The sequence below is a fragment of the Pseudoalteromonas sp. DL2-H2.2 genome (assembly GCF_021532535.1).
GTDB lineage: Bacteria > Pseudomonadota > Gammaproteobacteria > Enterobacterales > Alteromonadaceae > Pseudoalteromonas > Pseudoalteromonas rubra_A.
Genome location: NZ_JAKGBD010000003.1, coordinates 247,814 through 267,983 on the forward strand (window position 1 = coordinate 247,814; position 20,170 = coordinate 267,983).

Consider the following 20,170-nt stretch of genomic DNA (forward strand, 5'->3'; position numbering starts at 1 on the left):
ACTTTCACTGAATACCTGTTCAATTTGACGGAGCAAATATGGCGCTAACTGTGTTAAAAATTCCTCATTTAGAACAACTAAATAGCAAAATTTTTGCCTAGTTATCGAACATATTTTCTCGCCTCAAAATAGAACACTTAATTAAGCAAATTGGTATCACACCCATTTCATTGCTCTATGTTAGGCGATGTCTGATTAAATTGTGCGAACGAGACGAGAAATTGCGGGCAAAAAAAAGCCCGCACAGTGTGCGGGCGAAAACAACAAGTTGAAGGAAGTAATCCAGGGAACTGATGAGTCCGTTAAGGTTTTATCCAAAAGTTTCTCATCATGACTGCAGAATAAATCAGAATTCTGCTGCCTTAGTAACTGTGCATTTGCATTGAGAGATGCTGCTCGCTCAGTACGGGGAGTATAATAAGCCCACTGACGCATTTTATCAAACTAGAAAAATTACAGTTTTGCTATAGAAAAAACTAATGCGATGGGTTTTCTAAGTCAGGTATTGTACAAATCGTGAACTTAAGATTTTCTGCAAGTGCATGTAAAATAACGGATTGTCTTTATTATACTCAATTTGTGAATATTAGATTATTTGTTGTTAATTGGTATTACCAATCGTATTTTGAGGGTTTATTCTCAGATAGTGAATAAAACAACACTTTTATGCAGCTTGCATAAATAAATAAACACAGAGGGGAGTCGGCAGCTCCGACCACTTAAATTTTCTTTCACAATCACACGCTGGGCGTTGTAATTCAGGGCAGTTTAACTTTGGCACTGGTATTTTTTGCCGTTGGTGACGTCCAGTACCAGTGGTGTTTGGTGTGAAGTGCAACCGGGTTGACGTCTGTCTATCCGGGCAAGAATACGAGTCAAGGTAACGAATGTGCGAATTATCGGCATTTAAGTGAATTTTACGGCATTGAGATTGTAAGCCCTTATTAGTGTGGTTAAACTACTTGCAATTTTTGCTGGCTTACAGTCAATACGGTGAAGGCTGCCTTGGCCGAGAACACAATTATTTTCTAGGAGTATAACAACGTGGAATCGGGACTTAATTTCATAGATCTCATTTTAGAAGCCAGTATCCTCGTGCAACTTGTGATGTTGACACTGGTCGGTATGTCAGTTGCATCATGGGCCATTATTTTTCAGCGCCGCAGTATCCTGGCGCAGTCTTTGGCTGATGCGAAGAAGTTTGAACAAAAGTTCTGGTCAGGCATGGACCTGGGCAAGTTATATAATGAAATTACAGCAAGAGCAGGCAGCTCGAGCGGCCTTGAAGCTTTGTTTGTATCCGGGTTTAAAGAGTTCGCCCGCCATAAAAAGCAAAACACCGGATCGGCCAGCATGATCATTGAAGGCACGCATCGTTCTATGCGTGTCGCGTTGTCCCGTGAAGTTGAGAAAGTAGAGTCCGGACTGTCGTTCCTGGCAACTGTGGGGTCTATCAGCCCGTACATTGGTCTGTTTGGTACCGTCTGGGGGATAATGAATGCCTTTATCGCCTTGGGTGAAGTTAAGCAGGCAACACTACAGATGGTTGCGCCTGGTATCGCAGAAGCCCTGATCGCAACTGCTATGGGTTTGTTTGCGGCTATTCCGGCGGTCATGGCCTATAACCGTTTTGCAAAGAATGTAGAAAAGCTGGAGTCAAACTACATCAACTTTATGGAAGAGTTTGCCAATATTTTGCATCGTCAGGCTGCCAGCTTAACTGAGGCTAAGCAAAATGTATCAGCTTAAGAGACGACGCCCGGTCGCAGAGATCAATGTGGTGCCATACATTGATGTTATGCTGGTGCTGCTGATTATCTTTATGGCAACGGCGCCACTGATCACGCATGGTGTGAAAGTGGATTTACCACAGATGGAAGAGTCTGATCTGGTCGATACCAAAGACGCCCCACCCATTATCGCCAGTATAGATGCTGAAGGTCGCTATTATGTTTCTGTAGGAACCGATCCGGAAGCGCCCATGGATGCGGTAGAAGTAGCCGCTGTGATCAAGCTTAAATTGCAACAAAACCCGGACACCCCGGTGATGATCAAAGGCTCAGGTCATGTGTCTTATCAGGAAGTCCTGCTGCTTATGGACTTTTTGAAAAATGCCGGTGTGCCGTCTGTTGGGTTAATGACAAAATCGTTTGAGGACAGTTAATGGATGCTTTAACCAGCGGAATATTTAAGTCGTTTTTACTGCATTTCGCGATAGCCGGGTTACTCTTTGCAACGGCTAATTTTCAGTTTTCCAGCCCCAGTGTGATGGAAGTTCAGCTCAACCCGGCCGTTAATGAGATTGAAGAAGCCAAAGCGGTTTCAGCCATTTCAGTAAACGAGCAAGCAGTAGAGCAGAAAATTGCTCAGTTACGTGAAAAAGAAGCGCAACAAAAGCGTGCTGAAGAGCAAAGGATCCGTGATTTAGAGCGTCGTGCGGCGCAGGCCCGAAAAGACCGTGAAGCCGAAGCCAGACGGATCAAGAAGCTGGAACAACAGCGCCTTGCCAAGCTGGAAGAAAAACGCAAGGCCGAAGCGCAGGCCAAACGTGCTCAGGAAATTCAAAACAAAGAGCGCCAGCAGGCTGAAAAAGCGCGTCAGGAAGCATTGGCCGCTGAGCAGGCTGCCAAAGCCGCTGCTGAGAAGCGTAAAACGGAAGAAGACAGGCTGAGACAGGCGGAAGCAAAACGTAAGCAACAAGAAGAAGAGGCAAAACGTAAGGCGCAGGCAGCTGAAGAAGCACGTCAAAAAGCCCTGCAAGAGCAACTCCTTCAGGAACAACTGGCGCAGGAGCAAGCCGCACGAGCCAAAGTTCGCCAGCAGCAGGTCCTGACTGAAGTGGACAAATATAAGGCGCTGATCATGCAGCGGATCCAGTCTAACCTGTTAATCGATGAAAAGATGAAAGGTAAGCAGTGTCGGCTGAATATTCGTCTTGGCTTTAATGGCCTGGTGACACAAGCGGAGTCGCTTGGTGGTGATAAGCTGGTATGTGAAGCCGCTTTACGTGCAGTAAGAATGGCAGATACCTTACCGGTTTCTGAAAATAAAGATGTTTTCGAACAGCTTAAGAATATTAACCTGACGATTAAACCAACTCTATAAAGGAAGACCATGTACAACCATTTAAGAAATTTACTCTTGGTTCTGGCTTTCGCTGCGCAAGGGGTCGCCTACGCAGCACTGGAGATCGTAATTACAGAAGGGGTCGACAGTGCCCGACCAATTGCGATTGCTCCGTTTAAATACATAGGTAATGGCGAGGCACCTGCCGAGCTGAGTTCAGTGATTGCCGCTGACTTGATCCGCAGCGGTAAGTTTAAACCGGTGGCTGAGGAACAAATGCCTCAGCTGCCAACGACTGATGAAGAAGTAGATTACGATGCCTGGGTTGAGCTGGGTGTAGAAGCGGTCGTTGTTGGAACCATTACTCAGCAACCAGCAAATCGCTATCTGGTAAAATATGAGCTGATCGATGTGATCCGCGCTCAAATTACTGGTGGTGAAACTCGTATGATGACCAATGGCAAATTGATGAAAAGCCAGGATCATGTTCTTGAGGCGCGCCAAAGTGTGATTGATGCGCAGAGCTTTCGCTATTATGCGCATCAGATCAGTGACGTTGTCTATGAAGCCCTGACGGGTGAAAAAGGCGCATTTCGTACTAAGATTGCGTATGTGATCGTGCGTGAAGAGCAGGATAAACCTTATCAGCTGGTTGTTGCAGACTATGACGGCTACAATGAACAGGTGCTGCTGCGCTCTAAAGAGCCGTTGATGTCACCGGCCTGGTCACCGGATGGTAACAAGTTAGCGTATGTCACGTTTGAGAATCGTCAGTCACAAATTTATATTCAGGATATCTATACAGGTAAGCGTGAGATCTTAACCAGTTATCCCGGGATCAATGGTGCACCGCAATTTTCTCCGGACGGCACACAAATGCTGATCGTGTTGTCAAAAGATAAAGGCGGCGCAACAGAAGTCTATTTGATTGACCTTGAAACGCGTAAAGAAAGACGTCTGACTAAGCACCGTAGTATAGATACTGAGCCAACTTGGCACCCAAATGGCAAAGAAATAGTCTATACATCTGAAAGGGGTGGTAATGCCCAGATATATAAGTTAAATTTAGATACAGGAAGATCACGGCGTGTAACTTTTGACGGCGACATGAACCTAGCCGGGTCAATCACGCCAGATGGTAAACAACTGGTAATGGTAAATCGTACGTTAGGCCGTTACCATATTGCTAAGAAAGAATTGGATTCTGGGCTGTTTCAGGTATTAACGCGCACCAGACTCGATGAATCACCGAGTATTGCGCCGAACGGCTCTATGATTATTTATAGTACCTTGCATAATAATAAGCAGGTACTGGCGTTGGTGTCGATGGATGGCCGTTTCAAGGCTCGCCTGCCGGTATTAGACGGACAGGTTAAGGCACCAGCTTGGTCGCCATTTTTACAGTAATTTTGCTGGTAAGACTTATAAAAGATATAGGAATATACTCGATGCAACTTAACAAAACTCTCAAGGCCCTTTTGGTCGCGTTGCCTGTGATGACGCTGGCTGCATGTAGCTCTTCATCGGGCACTGATGCAGGCGCTGGCAGCGAAACAAACGCAGCTACTGCAAACAACGGCAGCAACGTTGATGTGAACACTGCAACACGTCAGAAATCAGCAGAAGAGCTACTGAAAGAAAAGTATGAAGCGTTGCGTCAAGAGCAGATCGTATACTTCGACTTTGACCGGTCTACTGTACGCAGCGAATTTGTAGAGCTGCTACAAGCACACGCTGATTTCCTGGTTAAAAACCCAAGCGTAAAAGTACTGATTGAAGGTCATGCCGATGAGCGTGGTACGCCTGAGTATAACATCGCACTGGGCGAAAGCCGTGGTAAAGCCGTTGCTAAGTACTTACAGAGCCTGGGTGTATCTGACAGCCAAATTTCTGTTGTGAGCTACGGTGAAGAGAAGCCGATGGACAAAGCGCGCAACGAAGAAGCTTTTGCTAAGAACCGCCGCGCGGTACTGGTATACTAATTGTAAAGAGATGCTATGAAGCCGAATACTATTTTGGCAGCCATCATCTTAGTCAGCGGGAGCTCCCAATTGTGGGCAGCTCCCGCTGCTGTATCTGATGCTGCTGGTTCTATCCAAACTATTGAACAACGTTTGTCTGTGCTTGAGAACCTGATGCGCAACCGCAATCTGATCCAGGCTGAGCTGCAAACGCAACTTGATCAACTTCAGGATGAAGTAAGCCAGATCCGGGGTGTAACGGAAGAGCAAAGTTATAAGCTCGAAAAAGTGTTGCAGCGCCAGCGTGAGCTTTATCAGGAAATAGAGACGCGTGTTACCCAAGTCTATGAACAAAGCAAGCAGTTACAACCTGCTGTAACACCTGACAGCGCGACTACGCAGGCTATAAGCACAGACTTGTCGGAAAATGAAGCGTATGACAGAGCCGTTGCGCTGATCATGAAAGACAAGCGCTACGATGCCGCTATTCCTGAATTTGAAGGCTTCTTAAAGCAGTTCCCAAATTCTGTTTATATTCCGAATGCACATTATTGGCTGGGCCAGCTTCAGTCTATTAAGAATCAGGATGCTCAGGCCATGGTGCACTTCCGCACAGTGGTTGATCAGTTTGCTGATTCAAATAAGCGACCTGATGCGATGTTAAAGCTGGGCACCTTGCTTCAGAAAACCGGACAATCTGCACAAGCGAAGACCTTGTTTGAAAATCTAATCAAAGAATATCCCAGCACAACGGCTGCAAAACTGGCAACGGAGCGGCTGAGTAAAATCTAAATGGCGGATATTTTCTCAGAGTGATTTAAAATTAGGCGCTTAGACGCGAAATTTGAAAAAAACAGGCGATTTCGGTTGCACAAGATTTTTAAATAAGTATTATAAGCGCCCGCAGCAGCCGATAGTGTTACACACTTCTTGCAGCGAAACAATTTAGTGGGTCATTAGCTCAGTTGGTAGAGCAGTGGACTTTTAATCCATTGGTCGATGGTTCGAGTCCATCATGACCCACCATTCAAATTTGTTATATTTACTCTAAGTAAAGCCAGAGCGGGTCATTAGCTCAGTTGGTAGAGCAGTGGACTTTTAATCCATTGGTCGATGGTTCGAGTCCATCATGACCCACCATTCAAATTTGGTGTAATACTTAAGTAACTTTCGAGCGGGTCATTAGCTCAGTTGGTAGAGCAGTGGACTTTTAATCCATTGGTCGATGGTTCGAGTCCATCATGACCCACCATTAAAATTTGGTGTAATACTTAAGTAACTTTCGAGCGGGTCATTAGCTCAGTTGGTAGAGCAGTGGACTTTTAATCCATTGGTCGATGGTTCGAGTCCATCATGACCCACCATTTCAAATTTGGTGCAATACTTAAGTAACTTTCGAGCGGGTCATTAGCTCAGTTGGGTGAGAAAAACGAAGCACCGCTTCGCAGTTTTCGAACGCGAGTCAGGACGACAACGGTAACCGATAGCCGGGCCCAAGCGTCAGGACGACTTAATGGCATTTTAACACCGAGCGGGTCATTAGCTCAGTTGGTAGAGCAGTGGACTTTTAATCCATTGGTCGATGGTTCGAGTCCATCATGACCCACCATTCTTGCTGAATTCCTTTCCTTTCATATTCTCTTAAATATTCCTTCAAAATACCGTCTTCAACTAGGATTATTGCCCCGATTTTCGTATAATTCGCGGATATTCCGTCATGTGGACTAGTGGTCGAGAGAATGAGTCTAGCAGAACAAATTATGCCGGAGGATTATATTTTTCCTCCAAAGCCTGCGCCGTTAACTAAGCAGGAACAAGCCGAATATAAAACCAGAATTAAAGCGTTGTTAAAAGAAAAGAACGCGGTTCTGGTTGCCCATTATTACACAGATCCGGAGATCCAAGCTCTGGCTGAGGAAACCGGTGGCTGTGTTGCAGATTCACTGGAAATGGCGCGTTTTGGTGCCAAGCAAAAAGATGCCGATATGATCATCGTTGCCGGTGTACGCTTTATGGGTGAAACCGCCAAGATCTTAACACCAGAAAAAACCGTTGTTATGCCGACTCTGGCAGCAACCTGTTCACTGGATGTGGGTTGTCCTATCGACGCGTTTTCTGCGTTTTGTGATCAACATCCGGATAGAAAAGTTGTTGTATACGCGAATACTTCAACCGCAGTGAAAGCGCGAGCTGACTGGATTGTGACTTCGTCTTGCGCACTTGAAATTGTTGAGCACCTGGACTCAGAAGGTGAGAAGATCATCTGGGGACCAGACAAACACTTGGGTTCTTACATTCAAAAGAAAACCGGTGCGGATATGATCATGTGGAATGGTGCTTGTATCGTCCACGACGAGTTTAAAACCAAAGCGCTGAAAGACATGAAAGCCCTGCACCCGGATGCGGCGGTGTTGGTGCACCCTGAGTCACCAGCCGAGATCGTTGACCTGGCAGATGCTGTGGGTTCAACAAGCCAGCTGATTAAAGCCGCGCAGGAAATGCCTAATCAGAAGTTCATCGTTGCGACTGATCGCGGCATTTTTTACAAAATGCAGCAATTGTGTCCTGAAAAAGAGTTCTTTGAAGCGCCAACGGCGGGTGAAGGGGCAACTTGTAAGAGTTGTGCTCACTGTCCGTGGATGGCAATGAATGGCCTTAAAGCCATTGAAGAAGCGCTACTAGACCCAAGCGGTAAAGAAGTCTTCGTAGATATGGACCTACGAGAAGGCGCATTGCGTTCATTGAATCGCATGCTGGACTTTTCAGCAAGCTTGCAAAAATAAGCTAAGTTGCTTAGTAACTAAGCATTTAGCTGGGTTTTTACAAAAAATACTTGCTAAAGCGGTAAGCTTTTCATAGTATTAGCGCCGCACCCAAGCGGTGCTACAGCGCGGAGAGATGGCTGAGTGGCTTAAGGCGCACGACTGGAACTCGTGTATACGTTTATAGCGTATCGAGGGTTCGACTCCCTCTCTCTCCGCCATTCCAAATTTTAAAAAGGCGTCCGGTGGACGCCTTTTTGCGTTTTGCTTCTTTATATAAATACACCTTGTCAGACCTTTGTGGTGCTACACTTGGTAGTACACACTTGGGTGAAAAGCCGTTACTATAATCAGCATTAAGCGAGTCTGCGAGTATCTAATGCAAGAAGAACTGCTCAATTCAGTAATCAAAATAACAAAAACAAGAGACATAGATTCGCTCGAATACAGTCTGCTATCGACCATTCAGGAACTGGTAGGCTGTCAGCATCTGTGTGTGTATAAGAATTTTAATACTCAGGAAGATCTCGCTGTTGAACGAAGCATTGGTTTGACTATGCATGGTGAGCGGGAGTTTGAATGGCTCGACAGACAAGTAATTGAACAGCCTCAGTCTGAATTGATCTCCTGTTTGCAGTCCTCCTGCATTATCACGGTGCAAAATGCGGATGGTATAGAAAAACGCTGGCTGCCTATCAATATTCATGAAACACCGGTTGGTGCAATAGAAGTGCACTCAGGTGGCCTGAACAGTAATGAACAGGTACTTCTGAATGCCTTTGTACGCATCTACGAAAACTACCTGACCATATTGCACGAAAATGAGCGGGATAAGCTCACAGGCCTGCTGAATCGTCAGACCTTTGAGAAAAAGCTTAAGCAGCTGCTTGAGAAACAAGTGATCAAGCAAAATCGCCATATTCGTGATGAGCAGGATCCGCGTACTTTCCACCAGGGGGCCACATCCTGGCTGGCGATGATAGACATAGATCATTTCAAGCAGGTCAATGATAACTATGGGCATGTTTGCGGGGACGAAGTTTTACTGCTGGTTGCACAGAAAATGCAGCAGTTTTTCCGCTCGACCGACTTGTTATTCCGGTTTGGTGGCGAAGAATTTGTGCTGGTGTTCGAGCCAACCGATCAGGCCTCTATCGAGGCAAAAATGGAACAGTTTTTAACGCTTATCCGCAATACCCATTTTCCATTTGTAAAAACCCTGACCGTCAGCGCGGGACTGGCGCGGATCAGCCCCTATGATTTTCCGATTAATGTATTAGAGAATGCTGACAGGGCGCTGTATTACGCCAAGGAAAACGGTCGCGATCAGGTTGCGTTCTTTGAAACATTGTTGAATGCCAATAAACTGGAGCGCCATGACGAGGGCTCTGGGATTGACTTGTTCTGAGCCGACAGGACAAGTGGCGGTAATGGCAGCCTGCTACCGTTTCCTCTTTTGCTATTCTTCTGGTTAGCGGCGTGTTCAGCCACGTTGCTATTACCCTGTGAAATCTCTTACACTGACCAAAGTCCAAAACCCGCTTAAAAAGCCCGAGACATCATTATGTTGCACATAATCCAATCAAATCGTATGGAAGCCCTTCAAGCACAGTTTACAACCTTGTTGAAGCAGGCGCCGCTCGATGACCCTTTTGCTAACGAAATTGTCTTGGTACAGTCTCCGGGCATGTCTCAGTGGCTTAAAAATGGCTTGAGCCGCGATATCGGCTATGCGGCACAGGTTGAGTTTCCACTGCCGCTCAGTTTTATCTGGCAGCTGTATCAACAGTTTTTGCCGGATGTGCCCAAAGAGTCACCTTTTAATAAAAACAACATGAGCTGGAAGCTGTTTACCTTGCTACCACAGAAGCTCAGTAATCCGCTTTACGAGCCGCTGAGAATGTATCTTGAACAAGGCAGTGATCAGCCACAGAGTGACCTTAAGCGCTTTGCTTTATGTGAGAAAATTGCCGATGTATACGACCAATATCTGATGTACCGGCCAAACTGGCTGGAACAATGGGAGCTGGGCACAGATACGCTGGAAGATGTCGATGTAGGTATTGCGCCCTGGCAGCCGGACCTGTGGCGGGCACTGGTCGAACATACTCATAATTTAGGACAAAGCCCTTATAACCGGGCCAATATGCATCAGCAATTACTGGCAAAGCTGGCGGATGCTGACATCACCAGCTTGCCCCAGCGGATCAGCATATTTGGTCTTTCAGCGATGGCGACTAACCAGCTAGAGATATTCAATGCCCTTGCCCAAAAAATCGATGTATTGCTGTTTTTCTTTAATCCCAGTGAACACTACTGGGGCGACCTGGTTGATGAGAAAACCCAGGCAAAGATCCTGGCCAACTATCAGGTAAGACCGGCACTGGATGCTCAGTTGCAAAAACAAGCTGGTGAGGGCGGTTACTACAATACCGGTAACCCCTTGTTGTCCTCCTGGGGGAAGCTAGGTCGCGATTATCTTGAGCAGCTGCTGCAAACCGATGCGCGCTGGCTGGATGGCTTTATTGATCAGTTTGATGACAGCCTGTTGGCCCAATTGCAGCAGGAAATCTATCAACTGGCGTTTAAAGGTGAGTCTCTGGTCGATGACCCAAACTGGTATGTCAGTATTGATGGGCAGCTGACCATCAAAGAGGATGACAGCTCTGTACTGCTATGCGACTGCCACACGCCATTGCGCGAAGTCGAGTTGCTGCACGATCATCTGCTGACGCTCTTTCATGAAGACCCGGCATTGACGCCAAAAGACATCATAGTGATGATGCCGGACGTTGGCACCTACAGTCCATATATAGAAGCAGTGTTTGGCAGTGCATCTGGGGCGAGAAAAATCCCTTTTGCGCTGGCCGATATGAGCATAGAGCAAGAAAAGCCGGTGCTGAATTCTTTCGTTACACTGGCGGGGCTGCCTTTTAGCCGTTTCAGCGTGTCCGATATACTCGATCTGCTGGGCGTTGAGCCCATTGGCAAGCGTTTTGGGGTAGAGCAGAGTGAGTTTGTACAGATCCAGACCTGGCTGCAGCAGGTGGCGGTTAAATGGGGCTTAGATGGCCAGCATAAGCGCGATTACGGGTTGCCGGAGATTTCATTGAATACCTGGCGGCACGGGCTACAACGTCTGCTGCTTGGCATTGCCAGTGCAGATGAACTGACAGCATACAATGAGATATACCCGGCCGATGCGGTAGAAGGCATGGCTGTGAACACCTTGAGCAAGCTAATTGCCTTCATTGAAGCGCTGGAACAGGCGCGAGAGCAGCTCTTAGCAGCAACGCCATTGGACGAGAAGTGTAACGTGCTCAGACACATGCTGGCAGACTTTTACGATCAGGACACCGAACAGAGCTGGGATCTGATGCAGTTGCATAAAGTCATCGACGAGCTGGAAAAACACCATATTAACGGCGACTTTGCCGGTCCGGTTGATGCCAGGATCGTATTACATCAGGTTCGCCAGGGGATCAAAGACAAAGGGGTTGGTCAGCGCTTTTTGGCCGGGGCAGTAAACTTTTGTACTTTGATGCCAATGCGGGCCGTGCCGTTTAAAGTTGTCTGCCTGCTTGGCATGAATGATGCCGATTATCCGCGCCAGGTACAACCGATTGGTTTTGACCTGGTACCGTATTCGCGGCGCCGTAAAGGAGACCGCTCACGTAAGCTGGACGACCGTTATCTGTTTCTGGAGGCACTGCTCAGTGCGCGTGAGCAACTTTATATCAGTTATCTGGGTCGCTCTTGTTATAACAATGAGCCGCAGGTGCCGTCCATTTTGGTGAGCGAGTTATGTGAATACCTGGACCGGGCTTTTTGCTACCAGGATGACAGCCTCAAGCCCAGTGAGCAGCTTTACCGCCAGGCACCTTTGCAACCATTTAGCAGCGAGCATTATCAAAGCGGCTCATTACACAGCTTTAACCCCAACTGGTGTCCATCTCAAAGTGAGCCACCGTCTGAATTGGCACAGCAACCCACTGAGCAGGCGATTGCACTTGAGCCGCCAGACGAGCTGGAGTTACCGGACTTTTTGCGTGCCTGTCTGGCACCGCAACGCTGGTTTTATCAGTATACGCTGGGCGTCAGGTTAGTGACGTTAGAGGAAGATACGCCCGACAGTGAGCCATTTGCATTGGACCCTCTGACGCGTTATCAGTATCTGGACGAAATCTTACACAGCGAACTGAGCGACACACCGCTGCCCGAGGCGCAGCTGCTGCAACGTGCCCAGTTACCACAGGCCAATGTGGGTGTGGTTGAACTGCAAAAGTTAAAGGGACGCGTAGCGGCTATGTCAGGACGCCTGAAAGACGTGATGGGTGAGCCAATGGAGCCGGTGGAGGTATGTGTGCAAATTGGCTCAACGCGTCTGCTTGGCTGGCTGGGAGACTTATACCAGGGCAAGCAAATATTTTATCGTACAGCCAGTATCAAAGGCAAAGACAGGATCCGAGGCTACCTGATGCACCTGATAGCCAATTGCGTGACACCCAACACAGAAACACACATCTATGGACTCGATGAACAAGTCGTTTTTCCGTCAGTCAGTCGTGATGACGCACAGGTTCAGTTAGCTAAGTGGCAGGCTTTTTATGCCCAGCTTGTCACCCGCGCAGTGCCCTTCTTTGCGGCCACCAGTTATGAGTTTTGTAAAACTCAGGATATGAGCAAAGCACTGAACAAATTCCAGGGAGGCCAGTACATCGGCTTTGGTGACAGTGAAGATCCGTATGTGGCACTGAGTTTCCCGTCATTGCAGGCCTGCGAAGCGGAGTTTGCACAGTGGAGTAATGAACTGCTAACCCCGCTTATCGACCTTGCACAGGAGTCCCGCTATGAAACGGCTTGATCCCCAAACCATGCCCTTGTCGGGCCATAACCTGATTGAGGCCAGTGCCGGAACGGGTAAAACCTATACTATCACGGGGCTGTATTTACGCTACCTTCTGGGGCTTGTTGATGCACAGAGTCAGACTACCCCGTTGAGTGTTGAGCAGATCCTGGTCGTTACCTTTACAGACGCCGCGACTCAGGAGATCAAAGACAGGGTCCGCAAGCGCATAGTACAGGCTCGGGATGCTTTGCTCGGCGGCGGCTGTGACGATGCGCTGATCAGTGCGCTACTGGCGCAAGTGGCGGATCAGGAAGCGGCTTATCACTTGCTCGATGCCGCAGCGAAATCCATGGATGAGGCTGCTATTTTTACCATTCATGGCTTTTGTCAGCGCATGCTTAAACAACATGCGTTTGAATCTAACCTGAGCTTTAATCTGGAGTTTATCCTCGATGACAGTGAGCTGTTTAACGCCGCTGTAGAGGACCATTGGCGACGCTTTGTCTATCCCCTGGATGCGGATAAAACTGAGCTGGTGTTGTCGCATTTCTCTCATCCACAGGCACTGGCAAAGCGCCTTTATCCTTTGCTTAAACGCGGCGATGCCCGTCTGGCGCCCGAGCTGGACCTGGCAGTTGTGCTGGAGCAAAGAGCTGAGTATCAGCGCCGGGCGGCAGGGTTTAAACAACAGCTGTTAAACTCAGATTTTTTCCAGTTATTGCGCGACAGTGGAATTTCAAAGAGCAAAGCGCCGGGACGCCCGGCCAATATCCAGGCGCTGATCGACTATTGCATGGGCGACGATTGGTACTTTGAATTTGGCAGCAGCAAGCATTCGTTTGCCCTATGGGGAGAGGCTCAGCTGAGCGACCCGAAAAACTATACCAAAACGGGTAAGCCGATTGTCCACCCGGCGCTGTGCTGGTTTGATGAGATGGCGCAGCTGCACCAAAATGTCTCCAAAGGATTACCCATTGCCTTGTTGCAGCATGCACTGAAAGAAGTGCGCGCGCTGATGAGTCAGGCAAAGCTTGAACACAGCCTGATCTCGCCAGACGATCTGCTACAAAACTTGCATCAGGCATTACATGGTGCGCAGGGTGAGACGCTGGCTAAAAAAATTGCGCAGCTGTATCCGGTTGCGATGATAGACGAATTCCAGGACACAGATCCCATTCAGTTTGGCATCTTTTCTCGCATCTATGGCACTGAGGGCGCCCAAGGCCTGACCATGATAGGCGACCCCAAGCAGGCCATATATGGTTTTCGTGGTGCGGATATCTTCACTTACATTGGTGCGAAACATCTGGTGGATGAAACCCGCCAGTTTACTTTGGATAAGAATTATCGCTCGGCCCGGCGCGTGGTCAGTGCAGTGAATGCCATTTTTACCGCGCAAGCCGACAGTTTTATCTTTAACCGCGACATTCCGTTTATTGAGGTCGACGCTGCGGGCAAAGATGCCGACAATACCTTTACTCTGAATGGCACTGAGCCTGCGGCATTGCAATTCAATGTGCTTGAAGATGAGGACGCGCCAGTTACCAGCAAAGCCAGCGCCTATCCACAGCTTGCCGAGGGCTTCGCGGCGCAAATCGCACAGTTGCTGACCCAGGCGCAGGAGGGCCGCGCCCGCATTGGCAAACGCCCGGTGCTGGCGGCGGATATTTGTGTACTGGTTCGGGATCGCGTTGAAGCCAGTGTGATAAAACAGGCGTTACAAAGGGCTGGCGTAAGTAGTGTTTATCTGGCCCGGGATAGCGTGTTTTCACAACCTGTGGCGCTGGCTGTCTGGCAGTTACTGCATGTTGTACATGGCAGTTATGATGAAGCGGCATTACGTGGTGTGCTGGCCGGTCCCTTGTTCGCGCTAAACGAGCAACAGATCTTTGCATTGCGTACTCAGGAAGGGCAGTGGCAGCGTTACCTGATGCAGTTTGCCCAGCTAAAACAGCTGTGGTATCAGCAAGGCGCAATGGCCACTCTGGAATCTTTGCTGGTCGATAATCAACTGGTTACGCTGTGGCAGCAGGCAGGCTATGAAGTTGAGCGCTGGCTGACGGATTACCGGCATCTGGCCGAGTTGCTACAGCATAAACAGATAGAGCTGGAAGGCACACACAGGGTGATGCGCTGGTTGCAAGCTCAGTGTGCCAACCCCAGCTATGAAGGCACCCAGCTGCGCCTCGAAAGCGATGCCGATCTGGTCAAAATCGTTACTATGCACGCTTCCAAAGGGCTGGAATATCCGCTGGTTTACATGCCGTTTGCCACCGCATACCGCGAGGCCAGTGAGGTGATATATCACGAAAATGGTGAGCTGGTGCTTAATCTGGATGCGGACGATAACGCACAGCATAATGCCGAGCGTGAGCGTCTTGCAGAGGATATTCGCCTGCTGTACGTGGCACTGACCCGGGCAATCCATTTTTGTAGCCTGGGCCTGTATAACCTGCCTCTGGGGCGCAGTAAAAAGCCTGGGATCCAGCAATGTGCTCTTGGGCATGTGTTGTTTGACAAGGATAAAATCACAGACGCAGCCCAATGGCATGACCAGCTTCGCGACCTGTGTTCACGCCATGAGGGGATGGCGTATGAGGTGTTGCGCATAGCGCCTTGTGTGTATCAGGCGCAGCATACCCAGGAAACACTGTTGTTGCATAGTCGGCCTGTCGAAGTCGCGATTGAGCAAAACTGGCGAATGACCAGTTTTAGCCAGTTGAGTTACCATGAAACCAGTGCAGATCGCCCGGTGGGGGCACTTGATGAAAACCATAAAATTGACCTTCCCGAGCCTAGCGTGATCAAACGCTTTACCCCTTACACCTTTGTTAAAGGTGCGCGCGCCGGTAGTTGTTTACATGAGATCTTTGAGCAAATTGACTTCACGGCGCCCCATGCACCTACCCGGCCAGACAAATTGACCTTAGCTGAAGCAACCCAGGCTTGTCTGGAGAAGTATCATCTTGATACCGTGTGGCAGGAAACCGTAGAGCAGTGGATACTGGGATGTCTGAGTGCGCCTCTCAATCCGCATCCGGAGCTGATGCTGAGCCAGCTGAGCGTCTCGGATTGTCTGGTGGAGATGGAGTTTCAGTTACCACTTAAGCGCCTGTCCTATACGAGATTAAACAAATTAATAGCGCAAATCACAGGTGCGCCGAGCCATTTACGCTTTGATGAGGTACAGGGCATGCTCAAAGGCTTTATTGACCTGATCTTTGTCTGGCAGGGGCGCTATTTTATTCTCGACTATAAATCAAACTACCTTGGGGACGCGGCGGCGGATTATCAGGCCGATAACCTGGCGCTGGCGATGAGCTCGCATCAGTATCATCTTCAGTACCTAATTTACTCTGTGGCCTTGCACCGGTTATTAAAACATCGCCTTGCGGATTATTGCCCGCAGCGGCATCTGGGGGGCGTGTACTACTTGTTTTTACGTGCTTTACCGGATGGGGCCGGTTGCTTCTTCACCCAACTGGACGAAAAGACTTTACTGCAACTGGATGCCTTATTTGAGGCGGGAGAACAAGAATGATGCAGGACATGTTTGAATTCCCGGCGGAGGAGCTGGATCATCAGGCCTATATTACCCTACTGATCCACACCCGACGTGTGCGAGCCGCCGATGTGGCGCTGGCAAAGCTTTTGTGCCAGGGGCAGTATGGCGCGGTATTTTACCTGGTTTTATTGTTGCAACGAGCAGAGCAAAGTCAGCACACTTGCTTGCTACTGACTGAGATTGACTGGCAGAATCCATTTTCTTTAAGCGCGGACGATATGAGTGCCGGATCGGACACAGTGTCAGAGGCTCAGCGTTTGCCATACACCCCGTTTGGTAACTCTGACATGGCGTTGGCAGCGTTGAATTCGCATCCGGCGGTGGGCGAAGGGCGTCCTTTACGGCTATTTGCCGGGCGGCTATATCTGGGACGTCTGGCAGACTATGAAGCTTACCTGAGTGACCGCTTTCGGCAGATGGCAGAGCAACCGATACAGCAAGATGCAGCGCAGTTGAGTGCCTTGCTGGACCAGTATTTTCCGCTCGGCAATGCTCAGGACGTAGATTGGCAAAAGGTTGCCTGTGCCATGGCCGCATCCAGCGGGTTTTGTGTTATCACCGGAGGCCCTGGCACAGGCAAAACCACAACAGTTACCAAGTTATTGGCGATTTTACAGTCCCTGTATACGGCTGCACCACTGAGCATTAAGCTGGTGGCTCCGACAGGCAAAGCGGCAGCCAGACTCAGCGAGTCTATCATTGGTGCGAAAGGGCGGCTGTCGCTGTCACCTGAGTTGGCAGCGCTTATCCCGGAGCAAGCCCAAACCATTCACCGTTTGCTTGGCGTGATCCCGAACACCAACCGCTTTATTCATCATCAGCAAAATCCATTGCACATTGATTTGTTGATAGTGGATGAAGCCTCTATGGTTGACCTGGCGCTGATGAATAAACTGGTCAGGGCGCTGCCGCCGCATGCCAGACTGATCCTGCTGGGCGATAAAGACCAACTGGCTTCGGTTGATACCGGCAGTATATTGAGTGACTTGTGTGGTCATCTAATTCTCGGAACGCAGCCGGCATATACCATGAATCGTGCGGCTTTTTTAAATCAGGTCTGTTTTGCCGGGCGTGATGTGCTAAAGGGCAAAGCAAGCCGTTATGCACTCGCCGACGCCACGGCATTTTTGCAGCAAAGTCATCGCTTTAAAAGTGATAGCGGCATTGGTCAGCTGGCCTTTGCGGTTAATAACAACGATCCGCAGCAGCTACAACAGGTGATCAATCACGGATTCAGCGATCTGAGTTTTTACGGACTGGGCGTGGATCAATATAATGCTTTGCTTGAGCGGGCGGCGGATCACTACAGCCGATACCTCGAGGCTATTCAGAGTCACAGTGAGCCAGAAGAGGTGCACGCGTTATTCAGTCAGTACCAGCTGCTTGCAGCGGTCAGAGAGGGGCCTTATGGCGTCGCAGAGCTCAATAAGCGTATCGAGCAGAAACTTGCTCAGCGCAGGCTGGTTGCTCCGTATAGCCGCTTTTACGCCGGTATGCCGATTATGATCACGCAAAATGATTACCAGCTTAAACTGTTTAATGGCGATATTGGCATTTTATTACCTGATGCACAGGGCCAGCTTTATGCAACCTTCATTGATGAGCAAAGCACAGTGCGACACTTTTATCCCGCAAGACTGCCCAGCTTTGAACTAGTGTATGCCATGACTATCCATAAGTCTCAGGGCTCGGAGTTTGATTACACGGCATTGATTTTGCCTCCAATCCAGCGCGCCGGTAAAGGTGTGAACCGTCAGCTGGTTTACACAGGTATTACGCGTGCAAAGCAACACCTGGAGCTCAATTGCCAGCCGCAAGTGCTGCAATTATCCATGCAAACCGAGGCAGGACGACAATCTGGAATGGCTCACAGGTTACATATTGGTTAAATTTGTGTTTTTATCTTGTTTGTTTTTTTCTTTGGGCTACAGTTGTAAATAACGGAGATGACAGAGAGTGTTCATCTGCGTTAATAACCCAGTGATTTATGCCGCCACTCATCTGGCGGCATTTTTATTGCGTGTAAATGCGAAGAACTGCGGCTTTATCTTGTAACAGTGTTGACTTTTTCAGCGGATTACGGCTTTATAAAATAAAGTAATTACTCAAAAGAATAAGAACGATGAAATCACTTGAGCAACACCTGATCAACTATGCCTTGTATCACAGAGATAAACGCAATATTGCAACCCACTTTGTGGGTGTCCCTTTAATCGTATTTGCTGTGGTCTGGATGACATTTGTGCCATTGGGCGCGTTCTTTCAGATCCCGGTCAGTCTCTCTACCTGTTTAATTTTGCTGGTTAGCATTTATTATCTAGCCTTGTCGCCGACACTGGGTAGCTGGATGATAGCGTTTCTGCTGCTGTGTCAGGCGGGAGCTGGTTATGCATTTAGTGCGATGGCCCAGGCAGGGGTCGATGTGGTGTGGTTTTATGTTACAGGGCTGACATTGTTTGTTGTTGGCTGGGTGATCCAATTTGTTGGGCATTATTTTGAAGGAAAGAAACCGGCTTTTGCAGACGACCTGATGGGGTTACTGATAGGTCCGCTATTTGTGATGATGGAGCTACTTAACAAAGTAGGGTGTTTTAAAGCCCTGGAGCAGCAGATAAATAATGAGGCCGGTCCGTACCGGCCCTGAGTTGTTGATACCCGCTTATATTGAGATGCGGGTTTCCAGTTGGCATCCTTTAACAATGGTAATATTCTGACAATTAAGGCGAATTTTACCATTGTTGGTTTCCAGCACGTAGGCCAGTTCTGGTGCTCTATCTCCGCCTGCCTCAGTTAGTTGCTTACGGGCGCGGTGCACCATGATATTCATATGATTGGTTTGCACACCAAGTGCCTTGGCAAGGTCTTCGCGATAAAGCCAGCCCTGAGACTCAATGTCCATCCCATTTTGCTTATCGTCAATCCGGGTTCTTGCCAGCAGTAACATCAGGTAGTGGTGTGTGCGGCAACCTAAGTCGATTTCCTGACCTTCAAGCTCCAATGTTAAATCCGTTTTTTCCTCGTCCTGGCTCACACTAAAATTGAGTGCAATGGGTTTTACAATCGGCTGATTGTCCAGGTGCTTGGTCATGGTGGAGGTATTGGCACAGTAAAACAGCCATTGTTGACCAAACAGGGAAACTACGCCGCCATCAATCAAAGCCTGGCGGTCTGAGGTGTTTAAATCTTCCAAAAACCAGTAATTGAGCAGGGCATCGAAATACACGATATGGCTTGCTTCCTCGTCATTGGGCAACAGGATCTGGTTCTCAAGTTCAATGACTTCATTGGCATTGGTTTGCGATACCAAATACTGGCAATTGGCATTCAGGTTAGCCACTACGTAGGAGTTTTGTCCCGGGGCTGCAAAGTCAATTTTGTCATTTTCCCAGAGCTGATACGGGAGGTTTTTATCAATCTTTTTATCATTGATCCAAATGCCGTTTGTACTGACATCGCGAATTAGCCAGGTATTATTGGCGTGTTCTATGATGGCATGATGTCGGGATATACCGGGCTTATCGACGAACGTATCCACATTAAATTTGTAACGCCCAAAAGTGTGATAACTTTTCAGGTAAATTTTTTCCAGTTTCTGTTCATCGATTAAATAAGCCATAAAATTTTCCTAACTTTCCGTATAAGTGACGCACGCGAATTTGCTTTTCGGTGGAGATTCTACCTTGTTGAAGGCACTATTTCCTTAGTTACCTTCAATTTATAAAAAGAACCCGCCGCAGAGGGTACTGTTATTTCAGGAAATATTCACAATAATAATCGACCTGAAACAGGCAATTATCATGTCTGGGCAAAGACAATTGCGAACACTATCATTGTAACCAGAACACAGGTATCTCGCCATTACAGCAGATTACACCGCGTAACCTACTCCCTTGCATAAAACACAACTATGTTCCATATTTTTACTAGAGTGGCATCACAAGGTTCGGTCGCAGCGCCGGCAGCGGAG

13 protein-coding genes and 6 tRNA genes are annotated in these 20,170 nt (G+C 48.4%); 18 read left to right on the forward strand and 1 reads right to left on the reverse strand.

Annotated features, from left to right (window positions below; genetic code table 11):
- The first annotated feature begins 1,044 nt into the window (after positions 1-1,044).
- The 18 genes from tolQ to L1285_RS06870 all read left to right on the forward strand — a co-directional run bounded on the left by tolQ (position 1,045) and on the right by L1285_RS06870 (position 18,847).
- Positions 1,045-1,749 carry a protein TolQ gene (gene tolQ / locus L1285_RS06785; RefSeq protein WP_046006726.1) on the forward strand — a complete coding sequence of 235 codons (705 nt, stop codon included), beginning with the start codon at positions 1,045-1,047 and terminating at the stop codon, positions 1,747-1,749.
- The gene (gene tolR, locus L1285_RS06790) at positions 1,736-2,164 is read left to right on the forward strand and encodes a protein TolR (RefSeq protein ID WP_235411467.1); all 429 of its coding nucleotides are present in this window, start codon (positions 1,736-1,738) and stop codon (positions 2,162-2,164) included. The genes tolQ and tolR overlap by 14 nt, the downstream gene beginning before the upstream one ends.
- Positions 2,164-3,105, forward strand: a complete 942-nt coding sequence (tolA, locus tag L1285_RS06795) for a cell envelope integrity protein TolA (protein WP_235411468.1) — start codon at positions 2,164-2,166, stop codon at positions 3,103-3,105. Before tolR ends, tolA begins: the two co-directional genes overlap by 1 nt.
- Positions 3,106-3,114: 9 nt before the next feature.
- Positions 3,115-4,473, forward strand: a complete 1,359-nt coding sequence (gene tolB, locus L1285_RS06800) for a Tol-Pal system beta propeller repeat protein TolB (RefSeq protein ID WP_235411469.1) — start codon at positions 3,115-3,117, stop codon at positions 4,471-4,473.
- Between the two features lie 41 nt (positions 4,474-4,514).
- Positions 4,515-5,048, forward strand: coding sequence for a peptidoglycan-associated lipoprotein Pal (gene pal / locus L1285_RS06805; RefSeq protein WP_235411470.1), 534 nt, complete (start codon positions 4,515-4,517; stop codon positions 5,046-5,048).
- Between the two features lie 15 nt (positions 5,049-5,063).
- Entirely contained in the window at positions 5,064-5,819 is a 756-nt protein-coding gene (gene ybgF, locus L1285_RS06810) for a tol-pal system protein YbgF (protein WP_235411471.1), read from the forward strand.
- Positions 5,820-5,977: 158 nt separating this feature from the next.
- A tRNA-Lys gene (locus L1285_RS06815) sits at positions 5,978-6,053 on the forward strand.
- A gap of 38 nt (positions 6,054-6,091) precedes the next feature.
- Positions 6,092-6,167: transfer RNA gene (locus tag L1285_RS06820), tRNA-Lys, on the forward strand.
- 36 nt (positions 6,168-6,203) lie between these two features.
- Positions 6,204-6,279 (forward strand) — tRNA-Lys (locus L1285_RS06825).
- Positions 6,280-6,315: 36 nt separating this feature from the next.
- Positions 6,316-6,391, forward strand: a tRNA-Lys gene (locus tag L1285_RS06830).
- A gap of 169 nt (positions 6,392-6,560) precedes the next feature.
- Positions 6,561-6,636 (forward strand) — tRNA-Lys (locus L1285_RS06835).
- 130 nt (positions 6,637-6,766) lie between these two features.
- A complete protein-coding gene (nadA, locus tag L1285_RS06840) occupies positions 6,767-7,810 on the forward strand; it encodes a quinolinate synthase NadA (protein ID WP_046005902.1) in 1,044 nt (347 codons plus the stop codon).
- 109 nt (positions 7,811-7,919) lie between these two features.
- Positions 7,920-8,010: transfer RNA gene (locus L1285_RS06845), tRNA-Ser, on the forward strand.
- 158 nt (positions 8,011-8,168) lie between these two features.
- Entirely contained in the window at positions 8,169-9,197 is a 1,029-nt protein-coding gene (locus L1285_RS06850; protein ID WP_235411472.1) for a GGDEF domain-containing protein, read from the forward strand.
- 156 nt (positions 9,198-9,353) lie between these two features.
- Positions 9,354-12,653, forward strand: coding sequence for an exodeoxyribonuclease V subunit gamma (recC, locus tag L1285_RS06855; protein ID WP_235411473.1), 3,300 nt, complete (start codon positions 9,354-9,356; stop codon positions 12,651-12,653).
- The gene (gene recB, locus L1285_RS06860) at positions 12,640-16,179 is read left to right on the forward strand and encodes an exodeoxyribonuclease V subunit beta (RefSeq protein WP_235411474.1); all 3,540 of its coding nucleotides are present in this window, start codon (positions 12,640-12,642) and stop codon (positions 16,177-16,179) included. Before recC ends, recB begins: the two co-directional genes overlap by 14 nt.
- Positions 16,176-18,092 carry an exodeoxyribonuclease V subunit alpha gene (gene recD, locus L1285_RS06865; RefSeq protein WP_235411475.1) on the forward strand — a complete coding sequence of 639 codons (1,917 nt, stop codon included), beginning with the start codon at positions 16,176-16,178 and terminating at the stop codon, positions 18,090-18,092. Before recB ends, recD begins: the two co-directional genes overlap by 4 nt.
- 233 nt (positions 18,093-18,325) lie before the next feature.
- The gene (locus L1285_RS06870; protein WP_235411476.1) at positions 18,326-18,847 is read left to right on the forward strand and encodes an Mpo1 family 2-hydroxy fatty acid dioxygenase; all 522 of its coding nucleotides are present in this window, start codon (positions 18,326-18,328) and stop codon (positions 18,845-18,847) included.
- Positions 18,848-18,862: 15 nt separating this feature from the next.
- Here L1285_RS06870 and L1285_RS06875 read toward each other — a convergent pair whose 3' ends face one another.
- Positions 18,863-19,819 (reverse strand): FHA domain-containing protein, encoded by a 957-nt coding sequence (locus L1285_RS06875; RefSeq protein WP_235411477.1) that lies wholly within the window; start codon positions 19,817-19,819, stop codon positions 18,863-18,865.
- Between the last annotated feature and the right edge of the window lie 351 nt (positions 19,820-20,170).